Here is a 16,087-nt window from a genome sequence, read left to right as displayed (position 1 = left end):
CCCGACCTCCTGCTAGCGCCTATCCTGCGTGCATCTGAACATGCCGGCGATGGACGAGGCCGCGACCATGAGTCGATGCAGACACGCCCGGCCGATCGTCGTGGCCTTCGCTGCGATCGTGGTCCTCACCGCCTGCGGGCAGGGCCAGGAGCAAGGCGCTCCAGGATCGCCCGTCGCCGGGACCGTCGAGGCGACCGGCCAGATCACCGCGTCGCTCGGCCTCAAGAGCCCCATCAAGGTGGAGATGCAGGCGGACGGCATCAGGATCGCGGCCGCCGACGAGCACAACCGAGGTGCCGGCCACTTCGACATCATGATCGACGTGGGTTGCGTCACCCCCGGGGAGGTCATCCCGAGCGACGCCGAGCACGTTCACGTCTCGGACGGGGTGAGCACCACCTCGCTGGAGCTGCCCCCCGGCCAACACACCCTGTGCCTGCAGGTGGCCACCGTCGAGCACGTCGCCCTCGATGCCACCGACGAGATGATCGTCACCGTCCAGAAGCCCGCGGGAGAGTGACCGCCACCCGTGACCGGGCGGGGCGCGTCACGTCCGGGGCAGGCGGGCGGCCTGGACGTGGTACAAGCGGACCTGCCCACGGGCGACGAGCGCCTGATCCGCCCGTGTGAACCAGACCTGCCACACCTGCTGGCTGCGGCCGCGGTGCACCGGCTCCGCCACCGCCTGTAACCGGCCGTCGCGGTGCGGCCGGAAGAAGTCGGTGGTGTTGGACACGCCGACCACCACGATGTCGTCGTCGAGGTTGTGGCGGACCCAGACCGTCCCCGCCACGCCGGCCAGGCTCTCCGCGACGGCCGCGTACACCCCGCCGTGCACGACGCCGTGGGGCTGGTGGTGGCGCTCGCCCGCCTCGATCGCGGCCACGACCCGGTCGGGGCCCACCTCGACGTACTGCAGGCCCAGCAGCGACCCGACGTTGTCGCGGTCGAGCAGCGACGCGACCACGTCGTCCGGTTCCGCGGCCGTCACGCCGGACCCACCAGCTCACCCTGAGCGATCGCCCCGCGCAGCCCCGTCAGCCGGACCCGGACCACGTCCTCGATCAGCGCTGGAGTGCCGCGGAACGCGACCTTGACGTAGTTGCCGGCGGTGCCCTGCAACCAGCCGTCGCCCCGGTCGATCTCGACGACCACGTCCAGCTCGGTGCCGATCAGCGAGGCATGGAACCGGTCGCGCAGGCGCTCCCCGAGCGCGATCAGCTCCCGGGAGCGGGCCTTCTTCTCCTGGGAGGGGACGTCGTCGCGCATGGTGTCGGCGCTGCGGGTCCCCGGGCGGGGCGAGTAGCGGAACACGTGCAGCTTGGCGAACCCCACCTCCGCGACCGTCGCCACGGTTGCGTCGAAGTCGGTGCGGGTCTCGCCGGGGAAGCCGACGATCACGTCGGTCGACAGGCCGACGTGCTCGAGCGCCGCGCGGGCGTGGTCCACCCGCTGACGGAAGGTTGCGACGTCGTAGCCACGTCCCATCGCGGCGAGGATCGCGTCGGACCCACTCTGCAGCGGGACGTGCAGGTGGCGGCACACGCGCGGGTCGCCCGCCATGACCGCGACCAGGGTGGGGGTGACCTCCAGCGGCAGCACGGACGACAGGCGCAGCCGCTCCAGGCCGTCGACCTCGATCAGGATTCGCTCGACCAGGTGCGCCAGGCCCTCGCCGTCGCCGAGGTCGTGACCGTACTTGCCCAGGTGCACCCCGGTCAGGACCGCCTCGCGGACACCGTCGGCGACGCGACGGCGGACGTCACCGATCACCTCGCCGGCGTCCCGCGACCGCAGCGGCCCACGGGTGGTCGGGATGATGCAGAAGGCGCAGTGGACGTCGCACCCGGTCTGCACCCGGATCGAGACCCGGGTGTGCAGCCGCCTGGTGGCATCCTCGGGCCCTGCGTCGACCAGCGCTTCGCGAGCCGGTGTGGGGGCCAACGCCGGCTCGCGGGCGAACACCACGTCCGCAAGCCGTTCCTTGTCGGCGTTGGTGACGATCAGGTCGACGCCGTCGATCGCGTCGACCGCGTCCGGTTCGGCGGTGGCGTAACAGCCGGTGACCACGATCGTGGCATCCGGGTGGCGGGCCACCGCCCGGCGGATCAGCTTGCGCGACGTCGCGGTCGACTCGCGGGTCACCGCGCAGGTGTTGACGACCACCAGTCGCACAGCGCCGTCCTCGTCGAGCCGGTAGCCGCGCGCGACCAGTGACGCCAGGGCCTCCTCGGTCTCGGCCTGGTTGAGGCGGCAGCCGACCGTGGAGAACGCCACACCGTGGCTGTGGCCCTCCTCCCCCGGCGACCACTGGGCGGGGTCGTTGGCACGGTCGTCCGTGGTGGCGACCAGAGGAAGGGATCGGGGCATGGCACCGGGGATGCTACCGGGGCGTCCCCCGGCGCCGCCGGTTCGCGAGCCAGCGGGATGTGCGGTCGCGCCGAGGGCCCGCCTGTGGTGTGATGCGCCAACCTCGGAGTGGTCACGCGTGACCTCGGGGACGGGAGGACGTCATGGCCGATCCACGCCACCGCAGCCGTGAGGTGACCGAGGGGTCCCGACGAGCGCCGGCCCGGGCGATGCTCCGCGCGGTGGGGATGACCGACGAGGACTTCGGCAAGCCCCAGGTCGGTGTGGCGTCATCCTGGAACGAGGTGACCCCGTGCAACCTGCCGCTGGACCGGCTCGCCAAGCAGGCCAAGGAGGGCATCCGCGACGCGGGCGGGTTCCCGATCGAGTTCGTCACGGTCGCCGTCTCGGACGGGATCGCCATGGGTCACGAGGGCATGCGTGCGTCGCTGGTGTCGCGCGAGGTGATCGCCGACTCGGTCGAGACGGTGATGCACGCGGAACGCCTCGACGGCATGGTGACCTTCGCCGGGTGCGACAAGTCGCTCCCGGGGATGGTGATGGCCGGTGTGCGACTGAACGTCCCCACCGTGTTCCTCTACGGCGGCTCGATCCTCCCCGGGCAGCTGCACGGCCGCGACATCACCATCCAGGACGTGTTCGAGGCGGTCGGGGCGCACGGGCGCGGCGCCATGTCCGACGACGAGCTCGACGCGATCGAGCACAACGCCTGCCCCGGTGAGGGGTCCTGCGCGGGGATGTTCACGGCCAACACGATGGCGTCGGCGATCGAGGGGCTGGGGATGTGCCTCCCGGGGTCGGCGTCTCCGCCCGCGCCTGACCCTCGCCGTGACGACCTGGCGCGCCGCTCCGGCGCGGCCGTCGTCGCGCTCCTCGAGGCCGGGATCCGCGCCCGGGACATCGTCACCCGCGCGGCCTTGGAGAACGCCCTCAGCGTCGTGATGGCCGTCGGTGGTTCGACCAACGCGGTCCTGCACCTGCTGGCGATCGCCCGCGAGGCGGAGGTGGACTTCACCCTCGACGACTTCGACCGGATCGGGCGGCGGGTCCCACACATCGCTGACACCAAGCCGGCGGGGCGGTTCGTGATGACCGACCTGGACCGCATCGGTGGGGTCCCGGTGGTGATGCGTGAGCTGCTCGGATCGGGGCTGTTGCACGGTGACGCGCTGACGGTGACCGGGCGGACCGTCGAGGACAACCTGCGAGAGCTCGATCCGCCGGCGCCCGATGGGCAGGTGGTCCGCCGCGTGTCGGACCCGATCCACGCCGACGGTGGCCTGGCGATCCTCCGTGGGTCGCTGGCCCCGGACGGGGCGGTGGTCAAGGTGGCCGGGATCCCGCCCCAGCAGCACCGCTTCGAGGGCACAGCCCGGGTGTTCGACGACGAGCAGGGTGCCATGGAGGCGGTCCTGACCGGGAGCATCGGTGAGGGCGAGGTGATCGTGATCCGTTGGGAGGGCCCCAAGGGTGGCCCGGGGATGCGCGAGATGCTGGCTGTCACCGCCGCGGTCAAGGGCGCCGGGCTGGGCACCTCCGTCGCGCTGGTCACCGACGGACGGTTCAGCGGCGCCACGCACGGGTTCTGCATCGGCCACGTCGCGCCCGAGGCGGCCGACGGCGGACCGATCGCGCTGGTCGACAACGGCGACCGGATCACCATCGACGTGCCCAGCCGCACCATGGACCTGCACGTCGACGCGGCAGAGCTGGCGCGCCGCCGGGAGCGGTGGGAGCCGCTCGAACCGCGCTACACGCGGGGGGTGCTGGCCAAGTACGCCCGGACGGTGCGATCGGCTTCCGAGGGAGCTCCCACCAGCGTGTGAGGCGGGAGGCGACACACGCGTGCGGATCGACGAGCTGCGCTGGGTGTGCGAGGAAGCGGCCCGCGACCTGGTCACGCGCGCCGACCGTCCGCTGCCGGCCGCCGTGGTGCTGCCCGGGCCGTCGGCGACCCGCGTCATGCGCCTCCCGGATCTCCCCGATGACGACGCGGACAGGACAGCGGTCCTGCGCGCCGTGGCGCGTGACGAGGTGCTGGCCACCTCCACCCCCGCCTACGGGTTCGTGGCCGAAGCCGAGCTGGCCGACGGCACCGACGTGGTGGTGGTCGTCTACGGGGCGCACGGCGCCGCGCCCCACGTCACCGCCGCGCCGTTCGCGGACGGGGGCCTCGGCGAGTTCGTCGACCCCGAGCCACTCGACCCGCACGCCCTGCCGTTCCTCCGCCCGCTGCAGGAAGCGGTCGAGCAGGTCCGTGAGCCTCCTGCGCCGCCGGGTATCCCCGGGTTCGGCGTCTAGGACGGTCTAGGAGGTCAGCAGCTCCACCACCGCGTCGACGTCACGCAGGTCGGCGACCGCCGCGTCGGGCTCCAGGGCGGCCAGCTGGTCGAGGGCGTGCTTGTTGGTGGCGACCAGGAGGCACCGCGCGTCGGTCGCGCGGGCGCAGGCCAGGTCCCGGGGGCTGTCGCCCACCACCCACACGTTGGCCGACGTGAGGCGGACGCCGCGCAGGCGATGCAGCTTGCGCAACGCGACCGGGACGAGCTCGCGGCGGTCGTGATGGTCGCTGCCGTACGCCCCGACCGCGAGGTCCAGGGCACGAGCCAGACCGAGCGCGTCGAGCTTGACCCGCGCGTTACCCTCCAGGTTCCCGGTCAGGACCGATGCGACCACGGTGTCGATGTCGGCCAGCCGCCGCAGCAGCGGGTCCGCGCCGACGAGGACCCGCCCCCGCGCACGGATCATCGGCTCGAGTGACGCGAGTTCCCGGGCGAAGTCGCCCAGCAGCCGCGGTAGGAGCCGTTCGGTCTCCCCGGGGTGGATCCCGGCCGCAGCCAGCAGCTCCCGTGCGATCTGCGGGTCGGTCTTCCCGGTCATCGGGAACCCGTGCACGTCGACGTTGCAGGCTCCGATGCGGTCCATGACCACCGCGAACGCCTCTCGGGTGCCGGGCGTGTCGACCAGCGTCCCGTCCACGTCGAACAGGACCAGCCTCGGCGAGCCCACGGCGTTCACGACCGCAAGGGGCCCAGGTCCAGCCCCGCGTCCTCGGCGGCTGCCCGGTACAGCCGCGCCAGCTGGTCGACCTGGTAGTGCGCGTTCAGCCCGCTGGGGTTGGGCAGCACCCACAGCTGCGCGTCACCGAGCTTGTCGTCCTGACGGCCGACGTCGGCGTCCCGCCGCCCGAACGCCGTCCGGTACGCGGTGACCCCGACGACCGCCACGACCACCGGATCCCAGCCGCGCGCCTTGTCCTCGATCAGGTCTCTGCCCTGGCGCAGTTCCTCCCGACCGAGTTCGCTCGCCCGGACGGTGGCGCGGTCCACGAGGTTGGTGATCGCGATCCCCTTGCAGGTCAGGGCCTGCACCGCAGCGTCGTCGTACCCGTCGCTGGCGTCGAGCGGTCGGTCGAGGATCCCGCCGAGGTACAGCGCCTTGTAGAATCGGTTGGCCGGGTGCGCGAAGTGGGCTCCGGTCGCGGCCGTCCACAGGCCCGGGTTGATCCCCACGAACAGCAGCCGGACGTGATCGCCGACGAGGTCGGGCACGGTCTCGTCACGGAACGACTCGAGCTCCTCGCGGCGGAAGCCCACTCAGGCGCCCACCGGGGCGCCGTCGTGGCCTCGCCCGTGGGGTGCGACCACCTCCACGTCCCCCGCCCGGCGCCCATCCAGCGAGCGCACCCGCAGGATCCAACCGTCTTCCTCCACCACGTCGCCGGGTTGAAGCAGGCGGCCCAGCCGTTCGGTGAGGTGACCGGAGACGGTTTCGGATTCCCCTTCGGCGAGGGCCAGGCCCGTGTGCTCCGTCAGCTCGTCGCGGCGCAACGTGCCGGGAACCAGCCAACGGTCCGGCCCGAGCTGGCGCACCGACTCGTGGCGGATCATCGGGTCGAACTCGTCCTCGATGTCGCCGACCAGCTCCTCGAGGATGTCCTCGAGGGTCACAAGCCCCGCCGTCCCGCCGAACTCGTCGAGGACCAGGACGGCGTGGGACCGCCCGCCCCGCATGTCGCGCAGCAGGCGTTCCAGGTCCCGGCTCTCGGGGACGGCGGAGATCGGGCGGAGGATGTCGGCCACGGACAGGTCAACGAGCTCGTCAGCGTCGCGGATCAGGACGTCCTTGACGTGCACGATCCCGACCACGTCGTCGATGTCGTCGTGGTAGACGGGCAAGCGCGTGAACCCCGTCTCACGCGCCAGGCTGAGCACGTCGTGGGCGCCGGCGGTGGCGGGAACGGCGTGCAGGTCCACGCGGGGGGTCATGGCGGCCCTGGCGTCGATGCGGTTGAGCGACAGCGCCGCGGCCAGTACCCGAGCGTCCTGCGGCTGCAGCATGCCCTCACGGTTGGATTCGCGGAGCAGCAACGCGATCTCATCGGGCGTGTGCACCAGCCCCATCTCGTCCCGCGGTTCCACACCGACCACGCGGAGCAACACGTTCGCGGTGGCGTTCAGCGCCGTGATGATCGGGCGGAACACCACGACGAACACCCGGAAGGCGGGTGCGAGCCGGAGCGCGACCGTCTCGGCGCTGGCCAGCGCGATGTTCTTTGGGGCCATCTCGCCGACGACCATGTGCAGGAACACCACGATCGACAGACCCACCACGATCGCGAGCGCGGGACGGAGCCCGGCAGGGATCGTCGTCAGCGCCAACGCCCGCTCCAGCAGCCGGGCGGCGGCCGGTTCGGCGACCGCGCCGAGCCCCAGCGACGCCATGGTGATGCCCAGCTGAGCGCCGGAGAAGGTGATCGACAGCTCGCGGAGCGCGGCGGCGGCCAGCTGTGCGCGGCGGTCGCCTTCGGCGGCGAGCTCCTCGACCCGGGTGCGGCGGGCCGCCAGGAGCGCGATCTCCGCCGCGACGAAGAAGGCGTTGGCCGCCAGCAGCAGCACGGCGATCGCCACCGCGACCGGGACGGGGACCTGCACCGCCAGCGGCCCTTCGGCTGCGAGCGACCCCGGCGTCACCGCTGGTCGCCCGACGCCGGGCGACCGACGGACGGGCCGCGTTCGTGCATCCGCTCCAGGAGGATCTCGGAGACACGGTTGCCGTCCACGCCGATCACCATCAGGCGCCAACCGTCGTGTTCGACCCACTCCCCGACCTGGGGGATGTGGCCCAGCCGCGCCAGGACCAACCCGGCGACGGTCTCGAAGTCGCCCTGTTCGATGTCGGTGTCGAGCACGTCCTCCAACCGGTCGACCCGCATGCGACCGGGCACCACGTAACGGCCGACGCCCACACGGCGCAGCACCGGGGAGGTGCTGGGATCGAACTCGTCCTCGATCTCGCCGACGAGCTCCTCCAGCACGTCCTCGAGCGTGACGATCCCCGCGACCCCGCCGTACTCGTCGACCACGACCGCGAACGTGCGCCGGTGCTGTCGCAGGTCAGCCAGCAGGCGACGCAGCATGTGGCTTTCGGGGACGATCAGCGGCTCGTACATGATGTCGTCGATCGTCGCCGTGCCCGCACGCTGCGCCGGCACGTCGAGCAGGTCCTTGATGTGGACGGTCCCGACCACGTCGTCCTCGTGCTGGCCCTGCACCGGGAAGCGCGAGTGGCCGGTGTCTCTGGCCGCGCGCCGCAGCGCATCGAGTGGATCGCCGGCACGCAGCCAGACCACGTCCGGTCGCGGCACCATCACCTCGGTCGCGCGCCGCTCACCGAGCTCGACCGCGCGGAGCAGCAGCGCTGCCTTCTCCTCGTCGAGTTGGCCTTCCTCGCGGGACGCCTCGATGATCAGAGCCAGCTCGTCGGCGTCGTACCCGGCGAGGAGCTCCTCCTGGGGTTGGTGACCGAGGAGCCGTGTGACAGCGTTCGCCGCACCGTCGAACAGGCGGATCACCGGGCCGAGCACCAGCGAGTAGATCCGCATCGGGATAGCGACCGCCAGCGCGGTGGTCTCGGGGCGCGCGATCGCGAGGTTCTTGGGGGCGAGCTCGGCGACCACCATCGACAGGACGGTCGAGACGACCAGCGCCACGACCAAGGAGATGCCGCGCACGCTGCCCTGGGGCACACCCAACCCCGCGATCGCGGGGCGCAGGATCGGAGCGAACGCCGACTCCGAGACGTACCCGAGCACCAACGTGGTGACCGTGATGCCCAGCTGCGCCCCCGACAGCATGAACGACAGGCGGCGCATCTCCGCGGCCGCGGCGCGGGCGCGGCGGCTGCCCTGTGCGGCGAGGTCGTCGATCGTCGCCCGGCGGCCGGCGACCATCGCGAACTCCGCGGCGACGAAGAAGCCGGACGCCACGACCAGGGCTGCGACGAGCAGGAGACCGGGGACGAGGCTCATGGGAGTGCACCGGCCACCCGGCCTGTATGCGGACTGGGCTCGTCGGCGTCCACGTCGTCGAGGCTAGCGAGCGGTTCCTGGCGGGTCAGGACCCGCCGACCCGAGCTCCGCGGGCTTCACCGACGCAGGAACCCGCCCGCACCGCGCGCAGCAGCAACCCGCGGTGCAGATCGAGCGCGAAGCTTGGGTCCAGCAGCCAGTTCACGGTCAAACCGTTCAAGGCGGCCAGGAGGAGCTGGGCGCGCAGCAGTGCGTCCCCCGGCCGCACACCGGGTTGCTCGCGGCGCAGGGCCGCGGCCAGGCGCTGGACGCGCTGGTCCTGGTGACGGGTGAACCGCACGGCCAGTGCCCGGTCGGACAGACCCCATGCCACGGCGGCCTGGAGGTAGATCCGGGCGAGGTCCGGCTGTCCGGTGATGAACCCGAGGTAGGCGTCGACGAGGTCCTCGACGCTCTCGCGTTCGCGGACACCCGCGTCATGGGCGGCGTCGACCGCCGTGATCGCCTCACGGACGACCGAGAGCACCACCTCCTCCTTGGAGGCGAACAGGTTGTAGAAGCTGCCGGCTCCCACCTCGGCGCGCTCGCAGATCGCCTTCAGCGTCGTGCCTTCCAACCCGACCTCACCCAGCAGTGCGCGGGTGGCGTCCAGGATGCGCTCCCTCGTCTCCAGGCCGGCCCGGTAGCGCGCCACGTGTCCTCCCGTCTCACCGCGGCGAACGCTAGTGGGCCGGCCCGGCTTCCCGTCCCGTCGGACGGGTGGTTCCGGCCGCGTCGCCTTGCCGGGTCTCACACTGGAGCGGTGCGGGCGGACGTGAGGAGCGACGGTGACCGACCGCTCCCCGCCCCGACGGCCCCCTCGACGGCCGAGAGCGCTCGGCGAGGAACTCCGCCACGGGTGGGACGGGCTGTCCGCCCGCCTGGCGCCGCTCACGGCCCGCCTGCAGCTGATCATCGCGACCCTGCGACTGTGGCTGCGTGCCGAACGAGCGCTGGCCCCCCGCCTGGGACGCGTGGCGGCGCGCGGCGCGGCCAAGGCTGGCCGGCGCGCCGCGGATCGCAGCCGTGCCGCGGCCTCGCGGATCCGCCAGGGCCTGCGCACCGCGGCGGTGATCGCTGCGGCGTGGCTGATCCTCGCGGTCGACCGCCTCCACCGCACCGTGAGAGGTCCGGCCGTCCGGCGTCTGGCCAGCGGTTCCGTCCTCGCGAGCGCCATCGTCAGCCTCGCCGCCTTGGTGACCTTGGCGGTCGCCTATGCCGGGGCGCAGGTCCCGCCTGCGGCGGGTGCGCTCCCCACCGTCGTGGTCGACGCCGAAGGGCGCGAACTCGGCTCGCTCCGCGCCCAGGCACACGACCCCGTGGCGGTCGACGAGCTCCCTGCGCACGTGGTACACGCCGTCCTGGCGGCCGAGGACCGAACATTCCGTCGGCACCGCGGGATCTCGATCCGTGGGAGCCTCCGGGCGCTGTGGGCGAACCTCACCGCAGGCACCGTGGAGCAGGGTGGGTCCACCATCACCCAGCAGTACGTCGGTCTGCTGACAGGTGAACTGCGGCCCGGGTTGAGCAAGAAGGTCGAAGAAGCTCTGATCTCGCTGAAGTTGGAACGTCAGCTCGACAAGGACACGATCCTCCAGCGCTATCTCGACACGATCTACTGGGGGCGGGGCGCGTACGGCATCGGCGCCGCGGCGCGGACCTACTTCGGCGTGCCCGCCACGCAGCTCGACGTCAACCAGGCTGCGACCCTGGCTGCGATGATCGCCCAGCCCGAGCAGCTGGACCCGGCGGGAGCGCCCCACACGCTGAACGTGCGTCGGGTGTCCACGCTGCGAGGCATGGCCGCCAAGGGTTGGCTGCGGGCTGCCGCGGCCGACGACGCCATCGCCGCAGGCGTGCCCAGCGCCTTCGGCGGCAACGCCGTCGCCCACGACGTCGGGCCCTACTACCTGGACGCGGTTCGGGAGCAGCTCGCGGCGGAGCTCGGCGAGGACGCTCCGTTCACCGGCTACCGGGTCGAGGTCGAGATGGACCTGGACCTGCAACGACTCGCGGATCAGGTCATCGCCGACCATCTCGACGGACGAGCCGACTCCGGCGCGCTCGTCGCGATCGACCCGCGGGACGGCGGGGTTCGTGCGATGGTGGGTGGGCCCGACTACGTCAGGCAGCCGCTCAACACCGCAGTCGAGTCGCGACGGCCCGCAGGGTCGGCGTTCAAGCCGTTCACGCTCGCCGCGTTCGTCGAAGCGGGGTACGCGCCGTCCTCGCGGTTCCGCGCGCCGCGCGAGATCGACGTCGAAGTCCCCGGTCCGGATGTGACGGTGACGAACTATGGCCGAGCCGGCTACGGCGTCCAGACCGTGCGCGAAGCCACCACCACCTCGACCAACACGGTCTACATGCAGATGGTGGCGACGGTCGGTCCCGAAGCGGTCGTTGACGTCGCCCGCCGCGCCGGGATCCGCAGTGAGCTCCCGGCGGTGCCGACCATCACGCTCGGCGTCGGAAGCATCTCTCCGCTGGAGTTGGCCACCGGGTACGCGACGATGGCCGGCGGTGGCGTGCTGACCGAACCCCGTCTGATCCGACAGGTGGTCGCACACGACGGCACGGTCGTCCGTCGCGACGAGCCGCGACACACCCGGGCCATGGGGGTGCGCACGGCACAGGTCGTCACCGACGTGCTGACACGGGTGGTGGAGTCGGGCACCGGCAAGGCAGCGGACCTCAACCGGCCGGCTGCGGGGAAGACGGGGACCACCGACGAGCACCGTGACGCCTGGTTCGCCGGGTACGTCCCCGAGCTCGTGACGGTCGTGTGGTACGGCAACCTCGACAACACCCCGATGGACCGCATGACCGGCGGGGCGCTCCCGGCTGAGACGTGGGCGGCGTTCATGTCGGCGGCCCTCGACGGGCAACCGACCGATGACTTCCCCACGCCCGAGCTGACCGGGCTACGCACCATCGATCGGGTGCAGCGTGAGACGAAAAACGCCCCCAGCCGGACGGCGGGGCGCCCGCGTGGAGACGGCTAGCCGGCCTGGATCACCACCGTGCCAGCGAAGCGGTCGTGGAAGCCGCGGTGGTCGGGGTCGTTGACGAGGTAGCTGATCAGTCCCGCGAGGAGCAGTCCCAGCGAGGCGATCAGGACGAGCACGTCGATCGGGAACCACGGGATCCAGGCCATCAACCACGGCAGGTAGAAGATGATGCGCCGCCTGAACGCGTCGGCATGGTCGATCGGCGACCCGTCGGGGCGGACGACCTTGAGGTTCATCACCATCTTCCCGATCGAACGGGCACGCGAGCCCTCCGTGTACAGCCAGTACCCCAGGTGGACGACGAGGTGGGCGACGAGGGTGATGATGGTGACCCCGAGCCCCGCCAGCGTGCTGACACCTCCAGCGCCACCCACGGCGGTCTCTGCCATGTTGAGACCGACGATCCGCAAGATCACCGTGACGACGAGGCCGAGGGTGAGCAGAACCACGAAGTCGATCACGTCCGCACCGACGCGACGTCCGACGTCGGCGGGTTCCCACCTGCCGTCTGGAGCACCGCCGGCAGCTGCTGACCGCGCGTTCATGCGCCGCCCTCCGCGTTGAGGCCGCGCGCAACACCGTAACCTCGGCCCGGGCCAAGCCGACACCGCTTGGCGATGCGTCCGACCGGCCGGTGACACAACGTGGCGCGACCAGCCGTACACGGGGAGTATCTGGCCATGGCACGCACAACGTCGCCGGACCGGACCACCGGGCGGCCCTGGTACCGCGCGCTGTGGCAACCGGGGCAGGCCTGGTACCGCCAACCCGCCGTGTACATCCTCACGATCCCCGCGCTGCTGGGCATCCTCGCGCTGTTCTTCCTCTTCGCCTACCTGTTCGCCGCGGTCCCCCTCCCCGAGGACGTCGCCGCCACCGCGACCAAGGTCGTTGACCGCGAGGGGCGCGAGGTCGGTTCCCTGTCCCCCACCGCCGCCCGGGAGGACGTCGACCTCGGCGAGCTGCCCGAGCACGTCCCGCACGCGGCGATGGCAGCGGAGGACCGGGGGTTCTACGAGCACGGCCCGATCTCGATCACGGCCACACTCCGCGCACTGTTCACCAACGTCCGTGCCGGCGAGATCGAGGAGGGCGGCTCCACGATCACCCAGCAGTACATCAAGAACGCGGCCCTGTCACCGGAGCGGACGTTCTGGCGCAAAGCCAACGAAGCGGTCCTCGCCGTCAAGATGGAGCGGCAGTACTCCAAGGATCAGATCCTGGAGTTCTACCTCAACACGATCTACTTCGGGCGGGGGGCGTACGGGATCCAGTCCGCGGCCGAAACCTACTTCGCACGCCCCGCCACCGACCTCACGGTCAACCAGGCCGCCACGCTCGCCGGGATGATCCAGGCTCCCGAGCGGCTGGACCCCGCGGACGACCCCGTCGGCGCCGACCGCCGCCGCCGCTACGTCCTCGACGGCATGGTCACCGAAGGGTGGTTGTCGCAGGCGGAGGCCGAGCAGATCACGGGCGAGGGCCTACCGGAGACGACCGCCCGACAGACCGTCGATCGCGGACCGGCCGCCTACTACCTCGAGGCGCTGCGACAGGAACTGACACAGGTCCTCGGCGGGGAAGAGGCCGTCTACCGTGGCCTGGTCGTCCACACCGAGATGGACGCGGCGATGCAGAGCGCCGCTCAGGCGGTGCTCACTGAGAACATCGCACAGTTCAACCAGGAGACCGGCGGCGGACCGCCCGTGTCGGGCGCGATCGTGTCGATCGACCCGGAGAACGGCGGGATCCGCGCTCTCGTCGGCGGGCCCGACATCGGCGTCCAACCGTTCAACGCCGCGGTCGCGAGCCCCAGCACCGGTGAGAACCAGGGCAACCAGCCCGGGTCGGCGTTCAAGCCGTTCGGCCTGGCCGCCTTCGTCGCCGCCGGCAACCACCCCGACCGGTCGACGTTCCCCGCACCCGCGCAGATCACGATGGACTTCGAGGGCTACGACCCCTACCGGGTGCGCAACTTCGCCCACCAGGGCTTCGGGCGCCAGACCGTCCGCCAGGCGACGCTCACCTCGACCAACACCGTGTTCGTGCAGCTCGCGAAGGAGGTGGGCTCGGCGGCCGTGAAGGACATGGCCGCCAGAGCGGGCATCCCGGCGGAGTGGCTCCACACGCACCCGTCGCTGATTCTCGGCAGCGCCGACGTGAGCGTGCTCAGCATGGCGGAGGGGTACGCGACGTTCGCCGCCGGAGGGGTGCATGCGGTGCCTCGGATGGTGCGCCGTGTCGAGGATGGTGACGGGCGGGTGATCATCGACTCCGAGCCACGGCACGACGGCGCGATCCCGGCCAACGTGGCGTACGTCATCAGCGACATCCTGCAGGACAACATCCGCTCGGGGACCGGGACGCGCGCAGCGATCGGCCGCCCGGCCGCGGGGAAGACCGGAACCACCACGGACGGCCGGGACGGCTGGTTCGTCGGGTACGTCCCCCAGTTGGCGACCGCGGTGTGGTTCGGCAACGTCGAGAACCGCCAACTGCAGGTGGAGCTCACCGGAGGCAGCTACCCGGCGGCGACCTGGGGCCAGTACATGGCACAGGCCGTCGAGGGACTCGAGGTCGTGGGCTTCCCCGAGCCCGACTACTCAGCGCTGACAGGTGTGGGCGGGGAACCCGAGCCGGGCCCGTCACCGGACGAGGACTCTCCGACCCCGCAACCGGTCGAGTGCCCCGACACTGAAGGCGGGTCCTTCCAGACGGCGCTGGCACCCGGCCAGGAGTGCCCGTCACCGTCACCCAGCCCGTCACCGTCACCCAGCCCGTCACCGTCACCGAGCCCGTCACCGTCACCTACTCGGTCGCCGACACCGAGTCCCACGCCCACCCGGACGCAGAGCCCCTCACCGACGCCGACCCGGACGCAGACGGCGAGTCCGACTCCAACGGACACGTCACAGAACAACGACTCGATCCTGCCGGGCGAGGAAGGTGCCGGTGTGGGCGGTGGCGGCGGTGGGACCCAGACCAGCTCCCCGTCGCCATCCCCGTCGCCGTCCCCGACCCCGTCAACGACCACGTCACCGACGCCGACGGCGACCGCGACGACCGGAGGCTAGACGGGAGCATCCGAACGGCGACCGAGCGATCGCCACACGGCGACCGTCGCGCCGCCGGCCGTCAGCCCAGGTCGCGCAGGTCGACCACCGCGCCGTTGTCCAGGTCCCGGTCCAGCAGCGACCAGATCCCGCGGGCTGCGTCCTCCGGAGCGACCAGGTCGCCGGACTCGTGCAGATCGATGAACTTCCCGACGTTGGGAAAGTCACGTTCAGGCGTGTCGCGGATCTCTGCCTGCATCGCGGTGGCGACCGTCCCGGGGGCGACGGAGATGACACGCAGCCGAGACCCGCGGCGCTCGCGCTCCGCACCGACCGTGCGGACCCAGTGGTCGACCGCAGCCTTCCCGGGACCGTACGCCGACCATCCCTCGTACACGCTGGTGGCCGCACCGGATGTGATCATCACCAGGTGGCCGTCAACGTCGAGGTCCCGAGCCGCGGCGACGAACGCGTCGCCGAGGATCTGCGGCGACGCGCTGTTCAACAGCACCTGACGGCCGTAGGCGTCGTGATCGACCTCCCCCGCGAACCCGATCGGGGTGAGCGTCCCCGAGCAGTGCACGAACACGGCACGTTCCCCGTCGAAGTCGTCAAGCTCACGGTGGAAGGAGGCGGCTGCGGCGTCCCACCCTTCTGCGGTCATGAGGTCCGCAGCGACGTGCTCGAGACCCTCCGCCCCCGACCGGCTGATGTCGATGATGCGTGCGTCGTCCCACGGGACCGTCTGCGCCAGTCCCCGACCGATCCCGCTCGATGCCCCCGAGATCCAGATCAACGTGGTACCCATACGATCCAGCCTACTTCACGCCTGGACCACTACGGTCGCGGGCCGAGGAGCGAGGAGCCCCGATGACCGCCGAGTGCGTGTTCTGCCGGATCGTCGCTGGCGACGAGGACGCCGACATGGTCGCCCAGGATGAACATGTCGTGGCCTTCCGCGACAAGTTCCCACGCGCGCCGGTGCACGTCCTGGTCACGACCCGCCAGCACATCGCGTCGGCCCACGAACTCGGGGATGAGCACATCGATCAGCTTTCGGCAGCATTCGGGATGGCGCGCCGGGTCGCGGAGCAGGAGGGCATCGCCGACGGCTACCGCATCGCGACCAACATCGGCACGCGCGGAGGCCAGGCGATCCCGCACCTGCACTTCCACGTGGTCGGAGGCAAGCAGCTCGGCCACGTGGACGGCACCTAGACCTCACCTAGACCGCACCTAGACCTCACCTAGACCGCACCTAGACCCCACCTAGACCACACCTAGACCGGACGGTCAACGCCGGGCGG

The 16,087-nt window shown here is 71.5% G+C and carries 15 protein-coding genes; 6 read left to right on the top strand and 9 right to left on the bottom strand.

Features of this window, described 5'->3' with window-relative positions:
• Positions 1–67 precede the first annotated feature (67 nt).
• The gene (locus KY462_05530; protein MBW3577190.1) at positions 68–520 is read left to right on the top strand and encodes a DUF4399 domain-containing protein; all 453 of its coding nucleotides are present in this window, start codon (positions 68–70) and stop codon (positions 518–520) included.
• A gap of 27 nt (positions 521–547) precedes the next feature.
• On the opposite strand, the gene KY462_05525 is transcribed toward KY462_05530, so the two are convergent.
• Together KY462_05525 and mtaB are read right to left on the bottom strand one after the other, a co-directional pair.
• The gene (locus KY462_05525; GenBank protein ID MBW3577189.1) at positions 548–955 is read right to left on the bottom strand and encodes a PaaI family thioesterase; all 408 of its coding nucleotides are present in this window, start codon (positions 953–955) and stop codon (positions 548–550) included.
• A gap of 32 nt (positions 956–987) precedes the next feature.
• Positions 988–2,370, bottom strand: a complete 1,383-nt coding sequence (mtaB, locus tag KY462_05520) for a tRNA (N(6)-L-threonylcarbamoyladenosine(37)-C(2))-methylthiotransferase MtaB (GenBank protein ID MBW3577188.1) — start codon at positions 2,368–2,370, stop codon at positions 988–990.
• Positions 2,371–2,513: 143 nt separating this feature from the next.
• On the opposite strand from mtaB, the gene ilvD reads away from it, so the two are divergent.
• On the top strand, positions 2,514–4,196 hold the full coding sequence (gene ilvD, locus KY462_05515; GenBank protein MBW3577187.1) for a dihydroxy-acid dehydratase: 1,683 nt from the start codon (positions 2,514–2,516) through the stop codon (positions 4,194–4,196).
• Between the two features lie 19 nt (positions 4,197–4,215).
• The gene (locus KY462_05510) at positions 4,216–4,671 is read left to right on the top strand and encodes a hypothetical protein (GenBank protein ID MBW3577186.1); all 456 of its coding nucleotides are present in this window, start codon (positions 4,216–4,218) and stop codon (positions 4,669–4,671) included.
• Between the two features lie 6 nt (positions 4,672–4,677).
• On the opposite strand, the gene KY462_05505 is transcribed toward KY462_05510, so the two are convergent.
• The 5 genes from KY462_05505 to KY462_05485 form a co-directional block, all read right to left on the bottom strand.
• A complete protein-coding gene (locus tag KY462_05505) occupies positions 4,678–5,379 on the bottom strand; it encodes a haloacid dehalogenase-like hydrolase (GenBank protein ID MBW3577185.1) in 702 nt (233 codons plus the stop codon).
• Between the two features lie 5 nt (positions 5,380–5,384).
• Positions 5,385–5,966 carry a G/U mismatch-specific DNA glycosylase gene (gene mug / locus KY462_05500; GenBank protein MBW3577184.1) on the bottom strand — a complete coding sequence of 194 codons (582 nt, stop codon included), beginning with the start codon at positions 5,964–5,966 and terminating at the stop codon, positions 5,385–5,387.
• Entirely contained in the window at positions 5,967–7,343 is a 1,377-nt protein-coding gene (locus KY462_05495; protein MBW3577183.1) for a hemolysin family protein, read from the bottom strand.
• On the bottom strand, positions 7,340–8,680 hold the full coding sequence (locus KY462_05490) for a hemolysin family protein (GenBank protein ID MBW3577182.1): 1,341 nt from the start codon (positions 8,678–8,680) through the stop codon (positions 7,340–7,342). The genes KY462_05495 and KY462_05490 overlap by 4 nt, the downstream gene beginning before the upstream one ends.
• An 85-nt stretch (positions 8,681–8,765) precedes the next feature.
• Positions 8,766–9,374 (bottom strand): TetR/AcrR family transcriptional regulator, encoded by a 609-nt coding sequence (locus tag KY462_05485; GenBank protein ID MBW3577181.1) that lies wholly within the window; start codon positions 9,372–9,374, stop codon positions 8,766–8,768.
• Positions 9,375–9,507: 133 nt separating this feature from the next.
• On the opposite strand from KY462_05485, the gene KY462_05480 reads away from it, so the two are divergent.
• On the top strand, positions 9,508–11,721 hold the full coding sequence (locus KY462_05480; GenBank protein MBW3577180.1) for a transglycosylase domain-containing protein: 2,214 nt from the start codon (positions 9,508–9,510) through the stop codon (positions 11,719–11,721).
• Here KY462_05480 and KY462_05475 read toward each other — a convergent pair.
• Entirely contained in the window at positions 11,718–12,272 is a 555-nt protein-coding gene (locus KY462_05475) for an RDD family protein (protein ID MBW3577179.1), read from the bottom strand. The genes KY462_05480 and KY462_05475 overlap by 4 nt on opposite strands.
• A gap of 135 nt (positions 12,273–12,407) precedes the next feature.
• On the opposite strand from KY462_05475, the gene KY462_05470 reads away from it, so the two are divergent.
• Entirely contained in the window at positions 12,408–14,801 is a 2,394-nt protein-coding gene (locus KY462_05470) for a transglycosylase domain-containing protein (GenBank protein ID MBW3577178.1), read from the top strand.
• 61 nt (positions 14,802–14,862) lie between these two features.
• Here the strand turns inward: KY462_05470 and KY462_05465 are convergent, their stop codons facing one another.
• Positions 14,863–15,588, bottom strand: a complete 726-nt coding sequence (locus KY462_05465) for an SDR family NAD(P)-dependent oxidoreductase (protein MBW3577177.1) — start codon at positions 15,586–15,588, stop codon at positions 14,863–14,865.
• 62 nt (positions 15,589–15,650) lie between these two features.
• On the opposite strand from KY462_05465, the gene KY462_05460 reads away from it, so the two are divergent.
• Positions 15,651–15,998, top strand: coding sequence for an HIT domain-containing protein (locus KY462_05460; protein MBW3577176.1), 348 nt, complete (start codon positions 15,651–15,653; stop codon positions 15,996–15,998).
• Positions 15,999–16,087: the final 89 nt, after the last annotated feature.

This window comes from Actinomycetota bacterium, from assembly GCA_019347675.1.
Taxonomy (GTDB): domain Bacteria; phylum Actinomycetota; class Nitriliruptoria; order Nitriliruptorales; family JAHWKO01; genus JAHWKW01.
The sequence above is the reverse complement of the archived record's forward strand: the minus strand, read 5'-3'. Positions and strand labels throughout refer to the sequence as shown.

Excerpts from the sequence above, each read along its gene's own strand:
- KY462_05530 (MBW3577190.1), top strand. The coding sequence starts at position 68 with ATGAGTCGATGCAGACACGCCCGGCCGATCGTCGTGGCCTTCGCTGCG.
- mtaB (MBW3577188.1), bottom strand. The coding sequence starts at position 2,370 with ATGCCCCGATCCCTTCCTCTGGTCGCCACCACGGACGACCGTGCCAAC.
- ilvD (MBW3577187.1), top strand. The coding sequence starts at position 2,514 with ATGGCCGATCCACGCCACCGCAGCCGTGAGGTGACCGAGGGGTCCCGA.
- KY462_05490 (MBW3577182.1), bottom strand. The coding sequence starts at position 8,680 with ATGAGCCTCGTCCCCGGTCTCCTGCTCGTCGCAGCCCTGGTCGTGGCG.
- KY462_05475 (MBW3577179.1), bottom strand. The coding sequence starts at position 12,272 with ATGAACGCGCGGTCAGCAGCTGCCGGCGGTGCTCCAGACGGCAGGTGG.
- KY462_05470 (MBW3577178.1), top strand. The coding sequence starts at position 12,408 with ATGGCACGCACAACGTCGCCGGACCGGACCACCGGGCGGCCCTGGTAC.
- KY462_05465 (MBW3577177.1), bottom strand. The coding sequence starts at position 15,588 with ATGGGTACCACGTTGATCTGGATCTCGGGGGCATCGAGCGGGATCGGT.
- KY462_05460 (MBW3577176.1), top strand. The coding sequence starts at position 15,651 with ATGACCGCCGAGTGCGTGTTCTGCCGGATCGTCGCTGGCGACGAGGAC.